The following is a 13,438-nucleotide window of genomic DNA, read 5'->3' on the forward strand; positions in this document are numbered from 1 at the left end:
GTGAACAATAATAATTATAAGCGCGTGGTGATTACCGGGGCCGGGGTTGTCTCTTCGTTAGGTGACGACTGGCAGCAGGTTAAAGCACGTTTGAGAGGAATGAAGTCAGGTGTGTGCTTCATGGAAGACTGGCAGAAATACGAGGGGTTGGGTACTCATTTAGCCGCACCGATCCATGATTTTGAATTACCGCCGCGTTATACCAAAAAGAAAAAACGCAGTATGGGACGCGTTGCACAAATGGGCGTGCTGGCCACTGAGCGTGCCTTAGCCAGTGCCAACTTACTTGAGGATCCAGTGATAAATTCACACGCAACCGGCGTAGCTTATGGCTCAGCCACGGGCAGCAGTCAGGCGGCCCTGGAGTTTGCGCCCATGCTGGAGAATCTTTCAACCTCACGCATCAACAGCAGCACTTATCTGCGCATGATGAGCCATACTGCCGCGGTGAATATCAGTGTGTATTTTGGTACGCAGGGGCGTATGTACACCACCTCAAGTGCGTGTACCGCCAGTAGCCAGGCAATTGGATACGCATATGAAGCGATACGCTATGGCCAACAGGATGTGATGATTGCCGGTGGGGCAGAAGAACTGTGTCCGTCGCAGGCTGCGGTATTTGACACGTTATTCGCCGCCAGCACCAAAAATACCACACCGGAAGCGACGCCGCGTCCGTTTGATAAAGATCGCGACGGTCTGGTTCTGGGGGAAGGCGCCTGTACGCTGATTCTCGAATCCTACGAACATGCCAAAGCGCGGGGGGCCACCATTCTTGCGGAGGTGGTGGGTTATGCCACCAATACCGACGGCGCACATTTGGTTAAGCCTAACATGGATACGGTCAAGCGCGTGATGTCAGAGGCGTTAAAAGATGCCAATGTGGATGCAGAACAAATCGGGTATGTCTCAGCGCACGGTACCGCCACCAGCCATGGCGACATTGCTGAAAGCAATGCAACCTTCCAGGTGGTAGGCGAAAAGCCGGTAAGCTCGTTAAAAAGTTATACCGGACATACGCTGGGAGCGTGCGGTTCATTTGAAGTGTGGGCGACCATTATGATGATGAACGAGAACTGGTTTGCTCCCACGTTGAATTTAGATAATGTGGATCCGGAATGCGGTGAACTCGATTTTATTCAGCACGAATGCAGAGAGATTGAAACGGAATATTTCATGAGCAACAACCTCGCCTTCGGTGGCATTAATACCTCGCTGATCATTAAGCGAGTCTAACCTGACGTTATCGCCTGCCTTACATGTGAGGCAGGCACATAACTACTCTGCGCGCTTTTTCGTGCGCAACCCCGCAAGCAATGCGTCTAGTTTCACTTTTAACAGCTTACCATTCGGTTCTCTGGGTAACGCCTCAATCACATAAACAGGTCTGGGCACAAATGCACTATCCAGATGTTGCTTCAAATAGCGCAACAGGTCAGCCTTATCAAAGCCAGCTTTCAGCGCCACAATCGCGCACAGGCGCGGTACCGCTTTATCGGATTCAGGAAGCAACACTATTCCATCATCCAGGCCTGCAAAATTAAGTAACCTTTGGTTGATTTCAAACAGGGAGCCTCGTTTGCCGGCAATTTTAATTAAATCGGTGGCTCTGCCAGCCAGAGTAAAATGCGTCGGGTCTGTAAAGTGAATAAAATCCTGCAACACGGTGGGGGTGGGCAAATGATCTGCACTGGCAAGGGTATTTTCATCCTGCTGATCAAAGCGTATGCCATCAAATAGTCGCCAATGCTGGTCATTTGCGGTGCGGCGAACTGCCATTGAGCCAACTTCGCTGCAGCCGTAGACTTCTTTTAATGTTGCTGAAAACTTCTCTTCCATTTGCGCTGCCAGGGTAGTGGTCAGCGGAGAGGTAGCGCACAGGATCAGATGCAATGGTGGCGCATCCGACGTACCGGATAGCGCCCGCAGGTGCACCGGAGTCGACACCAACATTCTCGGTTCGGGTAAGTTCGCCAGGGTATCGGTGATATCCTGCGCAAACAGTGGTTTAGCGTCGCAGGCGCATACGTCACTGAACATGGGCAGTAAAACCGATGTTTCCAGCCCCCACATATGTTGCGCGGGCACAGTCGCCAACTGGAAAAGTGTTTGATGTGGCTGGTTCACCATAAACGTATAGTTAATCGCGCTGCTTCGGTGCAATGTGTGCCAGTATTTTAAATTGGGTTTGGAACTGCCGGTCGAGCCAGAGGTAAAACTGATACAGGCCAGCTGGTCATTCGCAATCTTTGGAACATGGATGGCCGGGCGGCAGCCTTGAAGTTTGACAGTAGTGATATCAAGCGCTGCCGCACTTTCGCAAACCTCGCCACCATCATGAATGATGTAGCCATTGTAATAGTCGTTGAGCAGTTGCTGCTGGGTCGTGATATTCTTGTTGGCGGGCAGTAAATTGGTATGACCGCGCACTATCACCGCACAAAAGCTCACCATAAATAAGTAGCGATTTTCACACAGGTTAATCGCAAATTGACCGTTTGGAATTTGCTCTGCTACCGCGTAAACGTGTGACAAAAAAGTGCGGGTGTCGATGATTCCAGCATTCAGCCCCACAAGATTAAGCGGTCTGGCAAGATATGCGATGGAATGGTCAAGTTCGCGGGTCACTAAAGGAAATGTATCGGCCATTACTGCGCTGCTTGTTGCTATTCACTTCATTTTTAACTGCCGCTAGTTTAAACTAATGCCAAATTAAACACTAACATTGCGCTGGTTGATTGCATTGAACCGAACTGGTTGTCTGAAATTTATCCAAATGTAATGAAGCGATGTCGTCGCCAACGTCAGTCGCTGTTTCTATTCACCTTTTGTAGTAAGCGTTATCAAGCATGTTAAGCCACAGTTTTTCACCCTCCCCTGCCATTGAGTTGTTATCCAGAAAAGATGTCCTGGCAGTGATCCCGCTGGTTAAAAATTGTGAGCCATTCGAAGCCGGACTGATCCCCGCCGGTATTGAAGAAGCCAATGCACAAGAGATAAACGAAGTATGGACGGTAACTGAAGAGGTCAGTAGAGGAAAAACCGGTGAATGTAACTGGTCAAAAACATCCGAACTGATGTGTTTAGCTATCTGGTTGAGTAAGAACGATTGCACCACTATTGAGGCAGCAACAAAAAACGCTTACGCAGCGATGTTGTCTGTGCTGATGGAAGCCGGCTACCCACACCCTTTCCGTTTCTGGAACTACTTGCCAGGAATCAATGCGGGTCAGGGTGACGAAGAGCTTTATAAAAAGTTCTGTACCGGTCGCTTGCAGGCTTTTGAACATTTAGGATATACGCCAGATACGTTTCCGTCCGCCTCTGCATTAGGTCACCACACAGAGGGTGCCGTGTTTTACGTGTTTGCCAGTGCCACCAAGCCTGTTCACTTTAACAATCAAAACCAGGTGAACGCCTACGAGTATCCTCGCCAATATGGTATCAGCAGCCCCTCGTTTGCCCGCGCCACTGCGCTGACACTGCAACAATCACCGTATTTATTTATATCGGGCACGGCGAGCATCATTGGTCACAAAACGGTTGAAGCAGGAAACCTTGAGCGTCAATTACACGTGACCATGACTAACATCGAACATTTACTGGAACACGCCAATCCAGATAACCGAACCTTGTCCACCTTTAAAGTGTATGTGCGCCACCCTCACCATGTGCAGCGCACTAAAGACTGGCTTGAACAGCGTTACCCCGGGGTTGATGCGGTGTATACCCTGGCGGATATCTGTCGCAGTGACTTACTGGTAGAAATAGAGTGTTTCTGCCGGTAGTTATCAGTAAGTGAAGTCAAAGAGCCTGTTCGTGAAGTATTTTCGCTTATCTAAACTCTGGCAGCTTCTTAGTGCGGCTGTGTGCTATAGCGTGTTCGCTTTTGGGGCGTTGCTAGTGGGCCTTTTTTTCCGTTTGCTAAACCCGGTTTCATTTATTTCGCCCGCCACCAAACAAACCTGGATCCGCTGGTGCATTCACAAAGGTTGCTTATCTTTCATTCGGCTTATGCGACTGTTTGGGTTGATTCGATACAGCTTTGATGTGCAGTCAATGCATTGCGCCCAACCCGGTCACATTATTATTGCCAATCACCCTACGCTAATTGATGTGGTGTTGCTGTTAGCAGTGAACAGGCAGATGTGCTGCTTTGTTAAGGGCGCCGTGTGGGATAATTTTTTTACCGGGGCGGTAGCCAAACAGGCCGGCTTTATTCCTAATCATTCTGAACAGCTGCTAACCATGGCGGCGGCCAAACTTAAGGCTGGTGAGAATATTTTGATTTTTCCGGAAGGTACGCGTACTAAGCATGATAATACTATTCACTTTAAACGCGGTGCTGCTAATATGGCGGTGGCAGTGAATGCGGCGATCATGCCGGTACTGATAAAATGCCATCCCGGGGCGTTAAAAAAGGGCGATAAATGGTATGATATCCCGGATGGCGGCCCCGTTTTCGAGTTAAAATCAGGCCAGTTACTCCAATTGCATGAGTGTATTGATACCTCACTGCCCAGACCAAAACAGTATCGCCATCTGACCGATTTTTTAACCCGGTATTACCAGGACTGGTTAGCGGTAGAAACACACAAACAATAATAATTAAGTCTGTAATAATTAATGTATTGGACAGTATATGAACGAGCAAAAAGAAAACATATTAGCGCAAATCAGATCAACTCTGGTTGACCTGTTTGAATTGGAAGAAGCTGAAATCGTACCCGAAGCCAGGTTATATGAAGATCTGGATATCGACAGCATTGATGCGGTTGATTTACTGGTTGACCTCAAGAAAACCATCAGCGTCGAAATTACGCCATCGCAGTTTAAACAGGTTCGAACCATTCAGGATGTGGTAGATGTGTTCGCCGAATTATCATCTCGCGCTAAAGCCTAAATTGTTATGAAGCGAGTTGCGCTTAACTACGAAATTCCGTTTTTCGATGTCGACACTTATCGTATCGTCTGGCACGGCAATTACCCCAAATATATCGAAATGGCACGCTGTGCGTTGCTTAACCAGCTTGGTTGTCCTTACAGTGTGATGGAAGAAAATGGCTTCTTCTTTCCCATTGTGGACATTCAGGTTAAGTATATTAAACCGCTGTTATTTGAACAAAAAGTGGTTATTGAGGCGTGGCTGGCGGAATGGGAAAATCGCCTCATCATAAAATACGTGATTAAAGATCAGGCAACAGGTGAAGTCTATACCAAGGCTAAGACCAAGCAGTTCGCAGTTTCCGTGTCGGATCATGTGACCCATTATGTTTCTCCGCCGTTTTTAGTTAACGCGGTTGATGCGTGGTTGAAGCAGCATGAATCTGCCTGACAGCGTGTGGCGATGGCTTTTGGGGGGCATGGTTCTGCTCGTTTCAAGCTGGCTATCTGCGGATGAGGGCAATGCAGACGAGAAAGCCCTGTTAACCGATCTGTTCCCTTCAAAGTGTCACTTCTCCGGGCAGTTTACGCAAACCAAAGCGGTTGCCGGCCTGCCTGTGCCGCTGAAATCCAATGGTGATTTTTTCTTTTCCTGTGATTTAGGGCTTATCTGGCGTACCCATGAGCCGTTTAACGAAGCCATTTTATACGTCAACAGCACCAATAATTTTCGTGTCAATGAGGATGGTTCGCTTGCGTCACTGACTGGCGTTACCCGCTATATTATGTCCAACGTATTTGTGAAGTTACTTAAAGGTGATGCAGCCTACTTTATCGACGAATTTGCCATTTCACAGGCGGATGACGATGCGTCGATTACCCTGACGCCACAAAGTGACTTTATGAAAAAGGGTATCCAGCATATCCGCTTTAACAAAAGCGAAAGCGAAGACCTGGGCATCACACTGTTCGTCGATGTCATGGATGCCACCGGCCAGGCAACCCACGTCAGCATAGATACAATTGTGCACTATGATATAGAAGGAAAGCGACGCGCATTTGAGCAATGTGAGAAGTTATACTCGCAACACACTGATTGGTGTCAGGTATTGCGTTCACCTTCGCGCGTTCGACAATAATGACGCTATTTGTGCGCATCGTTTTTATCGCTGTGGTGCTACTGACGATCGCTTTTTTTGCGTTCAATTCCCAACACATTCGCATTGACACCAATCTAAACGATCTTAACCCACAACAGATCAACGATGCCGACTTGAAAGCAGCGCTTGACTTACTTTCGCAGGATGTTAGTCATCGTTTTGTAATGGTGGTAAAAGGCCGTGACGTGAAGCAGGTGGCCAATGCCAGCGCTGCATTGAAGCGTGAATTAGATACGCTGCCTGCACTGACGGTCATTGTGGATGAGCAAGTGCAGTCGAATTATCTACAGGCAGTAACCCCATTTCGTTTTAACTTTCTCAACGACGCCCAACGTCAGGCGCTTAGCGAAAACACGGCTGAACAGCTTGCGACGCAAGCACAGCGCAAATTGTATCAGCTCGGTGACGGCGTCAGACTCATTCCCTTCGAACAGGATCCGCTTGGCTGGTTCTCTGATTATGTACTGGCCCGATTTGACCAGCTCAATGTGACCAGCAATATTTCGCGTGGCAGTGACGATACCTTTACCTCCTTTGTGGTTTCGTTTACTGAGTATCCGGCAAGTCTGGCTGAACAAGAAAATCTGTATCAGCTCATCCAGGCACTTAAAGCCTCAGTAAGTGAACAGTTTCAGGTCACTGTGTTGAATTCAGGCATGTTTTTCTTTGCGGTAGACTCAGCACAATCGGCCAAAGCGGATATACAACTGATTGCGGTCGGCTCCATTGTGGGTATCCTGGTGTTGATGCTGGTGGTCTTCCGCTCATTGCTGCCTTTATTGCTGTCACTGGGGTCTATCGCAATCGGCGTGGGTTTTGGGGTGGTGTCCAGTACGCTGATGTTCGGCTCTATTCATATCCTGACCATCGTGTTTGGTGCCAGTCTGATAGGCATAGTGGTGGATTATTCACTGCACTATTTCTACCATTTTTTGTCACATCAACATGCTACGCGTGAAGCGAGTGGGCCCCCACATACGCTGTTTCGTGCCATGCTGCTTAGCGTGATCACCTCATTGATTGGCTATGGTGCGCTGGCGCTTTCAGATTTACTTATTCTACAAAAAGTGGCGTTGTTTTCCTGTTCTGGTCTCGTTATGGCGTGGTTAAGTGTGATGATATTGGGGCCATTGGTTATCAAACGGCCGCTACATGCCCGTCAAACCCTGCTGCGCCGTGTCATCGACCGCTGTCAGGCACTCTTCGGTCGTCGACCCCGCTTGCTAGCACTCACCGGCGTGGTGCTAGGCTGTGTCGCGGCAGCATTTATTATTGCCGGACACATAAAAACAAATGACGATCCCCGTCTTTTCTTTCACGTGTCGCCAGCTTTACTCGCACAAGAGCAGGAAGTGTCGCAATTGACTCAGGTTTATGAGGCAGGACGTTATCTGCTGGTCAGCGGACCAAACCCGGAAGCGATATTCAGGCAATTAGATACACTTTACACATCGCTGGGGACGGACAGCCAATCACTGTTAAGTGTGCTTGACTGGTTACCCTCACCGGCGTCACAGACACAAAATTATGAACGCCAGAAGGGGTTGTATACAGATGGTGGCGTGCTGGATCAGTTTAGCCAACGGCTGGGTCTGGACCCTGCACAGTTTGCAGCGGTGAAGGCAGCCTATCTGGACGCCAATGGCAAGGTGTTAACCTTTACCGAGTTAATGCAGCAGCTGCCCTCGCTGCCGCCATTGTGGATTGAAACACAAGGTACTTTATATAGTTTTGCACTCGTTCGCAAAGACAGTGATTTGGCCAAAATCGAAGCCGCAAGTAGCGCCATAACTGGCATCGAATATGTTAACACCCTGGCCAATGCATCCGGGGCGCTTAAAGCACAGCGCGAAACCGGTGCGCAATTACTGTTACTGGCTTATACCATTATCGCCTTGCTGCTGGCGGTGTATTATCGAAAAATTTCTGCGGTGTTACTGTTGCTGATACCGCTATCCGCCAGCGCTATAACACTTACGGCGGTGGCATTGATGGGACAGGCGATTACCGTCTTTCATATCATGGCATTGTTTTTAGTTTTAGGCCTGGGTATGGACTATATTATTTTCGCTAAAGAAATGGCCGCCCGCCGCGAAACCACCCAGCAGGCGATTTTGTTGTCAGCGGTAACCAGTTTACTTTCTTTCGGGCTGTTGGCATTCAGTTCGATGCCAATAGTGCAAGCCTTTGGTAGTACCATCTTAATCGGCAATACCATTAATTTTATTGCCGCCATCAGCCTGTTTAACGATCAGCAAACAATTCAGGAGAAAAGACCCGATGTCGGATAAGAGAAGAGTCTTAGTGACAGGTGCCAGTAGTGGAATTGGTAAAGCCACCGCCTATAAACTGGCCAGTGAAGGCTACGCCGTGGCGGTACATTACCGCAGTGGGAAAGACGCGGCGAACGAAATAGTTGAACAGATTACTGCAAATGGCGGAACGGCCAATACCCTGCAATTTGATATCGCCGACCGCGATGGTACCCGCACTGCCATCGAGGCGGATATTGACACCCATGGGGCGTACTATGCGGTGATTTGCAATGCGGGTGTGACGAAGGATACCGCCTTCCCAGCCATGACCAGCGAAGAATGGGATGGTGTTGTGCATACTAATCTGGATGGATTTTACAACGTGCTCCACCCCACTGTCATGCCCATGATCCGTTTACGTCAGGGAGGCCGCATTGTTACCCTTTCTTCTGTTTCTGGGTTAATGGGGAATCGGGGCCAAACCAATTACAGCGCTTCTAAGGCGGGGATTATCGGCGCGACAAAAGCGCTGGCGGTGGAGTTAGGCAAGCGTAAAATTACCGTTAACTGCGTGGCCCCCGGCGTTATTGATACCGGCATGACAGAGGGAGTGTTCTCGGAAGAAGCGAAAAAAATGATACCGTTAGGCTCGTTTGGTCATGTGGATGACGTGGCTGATACGATTGGTTTTCTGGTATCTGACAGTGCCAAATATATTACCCGTCAGGTAATTAGCGTTAATGGCGGCATGTATTAATAAAAAGTAAAAAGTAAAAAGTAAAAAGGAACTTAACCATGAAACAAACGTTATTGTCGCTCTTTGCGATGCTACTTTCTCTTAATTGTGCAGCCGCACTGAACGAAAATGAACAAAAGCTGGCTGACAAATTACTTTCCGGTGAACTAGGCCAGGCTAAAACGGCTGCGCAACATATCTATGATCAGGAAATTAGTAATCCTGCATTGATTGATATCGCCGCGGAGATTTTGCTGAAAAAATACGCACGGGCGTACACTTCTGATATCGATTCACTAGCGTGGCTGGCGCGGGCCATTGGGGCATCTGAAAATGATCGTTATCACGGAGTGCTGACGGAGGTCATTAACAACACCGAACACAAAAAACTGCGCAGACATGCCGAAAAAGCCTTGGATGATCTTCCAGAGCCTGCCAGTGAACAGTATGCAGCAGGGATGTATGCATTGCCCTCTGACCTGTATTCACCTGAGGATAAATCTGATCGTAACGCCCGTATAAAAGAACTAATGATGGCGGGCGACCTGAGTTCGTTAAAGCAAGCCGCGCGCGAAGTGGCGAGCAAGCAGATTGTCGACCAGCAGGTTCTTGATATGACAGCTGAAATTTTACTGCTGCATGCCGCCAGTGCACAGAAGCACCAAATAGATACGTTTGCCTGGCTGACGAATGCGATAGGCAGCTCTGGCTCGTCACGTTATGTACATGCATTGATGCAGGTTGAAGAAATCAGCGACAATCGAAAACTGCGCAAGTATGCGGAGAAAAACCGGGAAAAGCTAGGCGAACCGGTCGGTGAACAATACAAAGCCGGCATGTTTGACCTGCCATTACCTGACTACGATTATTAAAAAAGGGCGTAACGCCCTTTTTTACCCTCTGTCGCGCGATAAAATACAAAGTTGGTTTTCATGCTGGTACTCGACTGCGTTATACTTGTGGTTTATCGATATCATTAAAGCTAATTCCAACGGAGATCACTATGCGTCCAAGCGGCAGAACCGCCAGTCAGATTCGCCCTGTCACCTTAACCAGAAATTATACCTGTCATGCAGAAGGTTCTGTATTGGTTGAGTTTGGCAACACCAAGGTACTGTGTAATGCTACCGTGGTAGAAGGAGTGCCGCGTTTTATGAAGGGCATGGGTAAAGGCTGGGTGACGGCGGAATACAGCATGTTACCGCGTGCAACCCATACCCGCAGTGATCGCGAAGCAGCGCGTGGAAAGCAAGGTGGTCGCACGCTTGAAATACAGCGCTTAATTGCCCGTTCACTGCGTGCCGCGGTCGATCTTAAACTACTAGGCGAAAATACCATTACGCTTGATTGCGACGTGATACAGGCGGATGGCGGCACGCGCACGGCGTCAATTACGGGTGCCTGCGTTGCGCTGGTTGACGCATTAACGTATATGCGTAGTAAAGGCATCATCAAGACTAACCCACTTAAACATATGATAGCCGCACTGTCAGTGGGAATTTACAAAGGCATGCCGGTGGCCGACCTGGAATATACCGAAGACTCTGCTGCGGACACTGATATGAATATCGTTATGACCGAAACCGGTAAACTCATTGAAGTACAAGGTACAGCAGAGGCAGAGCCTTTCTCGTTCGAAGAAATGAATGAGATGCTGGAAATCGCCAGACATGGCTTACGCGAGCTGTTTGATATCCAAAAATCAGCGCTGGCGTAGGGGGCACACATGCAGGATTTTCAGCGAGAATTTATCGAATTTGCCATTGCACGCAATGTACTGAAATTTGGTGAGTTTACGTTAAAGTCTGGTCGTAAAAGCCCGTATTTTTTTAATGCAGGGCTATTTAACAAGGGCGGTGATTTGGCCAGGTTAGGGCGCTATTACGCCGCTGCGCTGACCCATGCCAAAATTGACTTTGATTTATTGTTCGGACCTGCATACAAGGGCATCCCAATCGCCACCACCACCGCCGTTGCTATGTATGATCACTACGGCGTCGATTTACCTTACTGCTTTAACCGCAAAGAAGCTAAAGCGCACGGTGAAGGTGGAACGCTGGTAGGCAGTGAACTCAAAGGCAAAGTGATGCTGGTGGATGATGTGATCACCGCAGGTACCGCCATTCGTGAGTCCATGGACATAATCAATGCGCACAACGCATCACTGGCTGGTGTGTTGATTGCACTGAATCGTCAGGAACGCGGTAACGGTGACTTGTCTGCCATTCAGGAAGTAGAACGTGATTATGGCACCAGGGTGGTATCAATTGTGGCGCTGGATGATGTGATTACTTATCTTAAAGAACAGGGCCAGTCGGCTGCACATGTGGATGCCATTGAAGCGTACCGTAACCAGTATGGTATTAGTGGCTGATGTCGACATCTGCGGTACCGGTCACTGACACTACGCTGGATACGTTGGGCTTGCGCTGTCCCGAACCGGTAATGATGACCCGACTGACCTTACGCAAAATGGCGGCAGGACAGTCATTACTGGTGACCGCGGATGATCCTTCCACTGCGCGCGACATTCCCAGTTTCTGTCAGTTCATGCAGCATACATTGGTATACAGTCAAACCGAGACATTGCCTTATCAGTTTGTCATCAAAAAAGGGGCATAATGCCCCTTTTTCAGTTTAGTTCAGATAACGCCTCAGGCGTGACTGTATTGTTTCTCAGTTTGGCGATAGCGGGCTTCAAATCCACAAAACACGCCAAACATGGCAATACCCACACCAATAGCCATAAGTGCCCAATCGCCAAACGGCTGTTCCATAATTGATTGAAACGCTTCTTTAAGTCCTCCAGCTTCGTCGGGATCATTAGTCCACCCTGCTTGGATGAAAAAGGCACCAATCAGACTATACACAATGCCGCGTGCTGCATAACCCAATTGCCCGGCTTTTTTGCTGGCATGGATCTCTTTTGACGACATTGACGAGGTAACAAATTTGTCCATATAGTCTGCTTTATAAGCATGCTTGAATTGAACAAACGCGAACACCCCAACAATCACCCCAAGAGCGATGACCACATACCCGCCCCAGCTTTGCTGCATTAACGTCGAGGCTACACTTTCACTTGAATCGCCGCCTTGTCCGCTATCGCTGCTTTGCCCCATCAGAATTTTTACCGCAGCGTAAGCACCAATGATATACAGAATGCCCGAAACAAACAGAAAAATCCGCATGACCACATCCTTGGTTTCACTCATATCCAACCCTTCGGTGTTGAGAAACGTTTGAATCCATCGCCAGACAGAATAACATACCATTCCCGCGATCACGGCCATCAGCATGTATCTGCCAAACGGTTGCTCCAGAATTTTGGTAAACACGGTTTGTTGGCTTGGACTCTCAGATGAAAAAGACGTCCATGCAGAGCTGACCACGATAATGCCCAGTAAAATATAGATAACGGTTTTTGATGCATAGCCAGTACGAGCGATTATCTTAATCCAGGTTTCGCGTTCTGCCATGTAAAGTCTCAAATGTTTAAGAGGGGTTATTTATATAAGCGAATTTGCCTTATTTGATCATAACTGTTTAATTTTATTTAAGGTCGCTTGCAGCAATAATTGATGCAGAACTTTTTTATCGCCCGGTTTGCCACAATGCAAGTCACATACATGGATATGGTACGCAGAAAGAATGTTGATCAGCGCTGAGGCCTTAATATCGATATTGATAAAACAGTCAGTCTGGATTGTACCGTGCGGCATAAACTTCCCCTTTCACTTTTTATTTCAGGCTCAATTTTTACGAAGTTGCATACTAATTTAGTGAAAATGAGAATTATTATCAAATAATTATTTATCTATATTTGTGTGGTGAGCCACCATAGCAGTGCGATAATTAAAGTAATGGCTATTACTGCTTTGGTTTTGTAACGGCGGATCAGTTTCTCGGCTTTATTACCCCCATAATAGACCGCCAGCGCTAAACCGAAATAGCGGATAGACCTTGCGATCAGAGTCGCAAGTAAAAAACTTAACAGTGAATAGTGGGTGGCACCGGCCGCAAGCATGGCAATCTGGAAGGGAATGGGCACTATGCCCAAGGTCAGCACAAACCAGAAGCCCTCGCGTTGCATTTTCTGTCTGATGCTATCAAACTGCTCGGGGCTGGAAAACGCCTGTATCGCCCATTCGCCTATCAGGTCGAACAGAAAAAAACCTAATGCATAACCAAAAACTGCGCCGATAATGCAGCCCACCGTAGCCATCAGCGCGATTGTCCACAATCGTTCGCGTCTGGCCTGCATCAACGGCACCAGAATCGCTTCCAGCGGGATGGGGACAATGGTCGATTCGAGAAAAGAGGCAACGGTAATGCTGGTCAGCATGTGGTTCGAATGAACCATATTATGCGTTTTTTGCTTTACTGCCCCTTTAATCGACATA

General features: G+C 48.2%; 16 protein-coding genes. 12 read left to right on the forward strand and 4 right to left on the reverse strand.

Annotation, left to right across the window (positions count from 1 at the left end):
* Positions 1–1,236 carry a beta-ketoacyl-ACP synthase gene (locus HCJ96_RS11590; RefSeq protein ID WP_169211233.1) on the forward strand — a complete coding sequence of 412 codons (1,236 nt, stop codon included), beginning with the start codon at positions 1–3 and terminating at the stop codon, positions 1,234–1,236.
* 42 nt (positions 1,237–1,278) lie between these two features.
* Here the strand turns inward: HCJ96_RS11590 and HCJ96_RS11595 are convergent, their stop codons facing one another.
* A complete protein-coding gene (locus tag HCJ96_RS11595; RefSeq protein ID WP_169211234.1) occupies positions 1,279–2,649 on the reverse strand; it encodes an AMP-binding protein in 1,371 nt (456 codons plus the stop codon).
* A gap of 200 nt (positions 2,650–2,849) precedes the next feature.
* On the opposite strand from HCJ96_RS11595, the gene HCJ96_RS11600 reads away from it, so the two are divergent.
* From HCJ96_RS11600 to tusA, 11 genes are all read left to right on the forward strand, one after another.
* Complete coding sequence (locus tag HCJ96_RS11600; protein WP_169211235.1) at positions 2,850–3,788, forward strand: chorismate transformation FkbO/Hyg5 family protein; 939 nt, start codon at positions 2,850–2,852, stop codon at positions 3,786–3,788.
* Between the two features lie 31 nt (positions 3,789–3,819).
* Entirely contained in the window at positions 3,820–4,605 is a 786-nt protein-coding gene (locus HCJ96_RS11605) for a 1-acyl-sn-glycerol-3-phosphate acyltransferase (protein WP_169211236.1), read from the forward strand.
* A gap of 37 nt (positions 4,606–4,642) precedes the next feature.
* The gene (locus HCJ96_RS11610; protein WP_169211237.1) at positions 4,643–4,903 is read left to right on the forward strand and encodes an acyl carrier protein; all 261 of its coding nucleotides are present in this window, start codon (positions 4,643–4,645) and stop codon (positions 4,901–4,903) included.
* Between the two features lie 6 nt (positions 4,904–4,909).
* A complete protein-coding gene (locus HCJ96_RS11615) occupies positions 4,910–5,335 on the forward strand; it encodes an acyl-CoA thioesterase (RefSeq protein WP_169211238.1) in 426 nt (141 codons plus the stop codon).
* Positions 5,322–6,023, forward strand: coding sequence for an outer membrane lipoprotein carrier protein LolA (locus HCJ96_RS11620; RefSeq protein WP_169211239.1), 702 nt, complete (start codon positions 5,322–5,324; stop codon positions 6,021–6,023). Before HCJ96_RS11615 ends, HCJ96_RS11620 begins: the two co-directional genes overlap by 14 nt.
* Entirely contained in the window at positions 6,023–8,335 is a 2,313-nt protein-coding gene (locus HCJ96_RS11625) for an MMPL family transporter (RefSeq protein WP_169211240.1), read from the forward strand. Before HCJ96_RS11620 ends, HCJ96_RS11625 begins: the two co-directional genes overlap by 1 nt.
* Positions 8,325–9,056 carry a 3-oxoacyl-ACP reductase FabG gene (gene fabG, locus HCJ96_RS11630; protein ID WP_169211241.1) on the forward strand — a complete coding sequence of 244 codons (732 nt, stop codon included), beginning with the start codon at positions 8,325–8,327 and terminating at the stop codon, positions 9,054–9,056. Before HCJ96_RS11625 ends, fabG begins: the two co-directional genes overlap by 11 nt.
* 38 nt (positions 9,057–9,094) lie before the next feature.
* Complete coding sequence (locus HCJ96_RS11635) at positions 9,095–9,907, forward strand: hypothetical protein (protein ID WP_169211242.1); 813 nt, start codon at positions 9,095–9,097, stop codon at positions 9,905–9,907.
* Between the two features lie 131 nt (positions 9,908–10,038).
* Complete coding sequence (gene rph, locus HCJ96_RS11640; RefSeq protein ID WP_169211243.1) at positions 10,039–10,752, forward strand: ribonuclease PH; 714 nt, start codon at positions 10,039–10,041, stop codon at positions 10,750–10,752.
* 9 nt (positions 10,753–10,761) lie between these two features.
* Positions 10,762–11,409: an orotate phosphoribosyltransferase gene (pyrE, locus tag HCJ96_RS11645; protein ID WP_169211244.1), complete on the forward strand. Its 648-nt coding sequence runs from the start codon at positions 10,762–10,764 to the stop codon at positions 11,407–11,409.
* Positions 11,409–11,657: a sulfurtransferase TusA gene (gene tusA, locus HCJ96_RS11650; RefSeq protein WP_169211245.1), complete on the forward strand. Its 249-nt coding sequence runs from the start codon at positions 11,409–11,411 to the stop codon at positions 11,655–11,657. Before pyrE ends, tusA begins: the two co-directional genes overlap by 1 nt.
* A 32-nt stretch (positions 11,658–11,689) precedes the next feature.
* On the opposite strand, the gene HCJ96_RS11655 is transcribed toward tusA, so the two are convergent.
* The 3 genes from HCJ96_RS11655 to HCJ96_RS11665 form a co-directional block, all read right to left on the reverse strand.
* Entirely contained in the window at positions 11,690–12,514 is an 825-nt protein-coding gene (locus tag HCJ96_RS11655; protein ID WP_211162806.1) for a DUF1206 domain-containing protein, read from the reverse strand.
* Positions 12,515–12,571: 57 nt separating this feature from the next.
* On the reverse strand, positions 12,572–12,757 hold the full coding sequence (locus HCJ96_RS11660) for a hypothetical protein (RefSeq protein WP_169211246.1): 186 nt from the start codon (positions 12,755–12,757) through the stop codon (positions 12,572–12,574).
* A gap of 95 nt (positions 12,758–12,852) precedes the next feature.
* Positions 12,853–13,437: a YqaA family protein gene (locus HCJ96_RS11665; RefSeq protein ID WP_169211247.1), complete on the reverse strand. Its 585-nt coding sequence runs from the start codon at positions 13,435–13,437 to the stop codon at positions 12,853–12,855.
* Position 13,438 lies beyond the last annotated feature (1 nt).

Source organism: Alteromonas ponticola (genome assembly GCF_012911815.1).
GTDB lineage: Bacteria > Pseudomonadota > Gammaproteobacteria > Enterobacterales > Alteromonadaceae > Alteromonas > Alteromonas ponticola.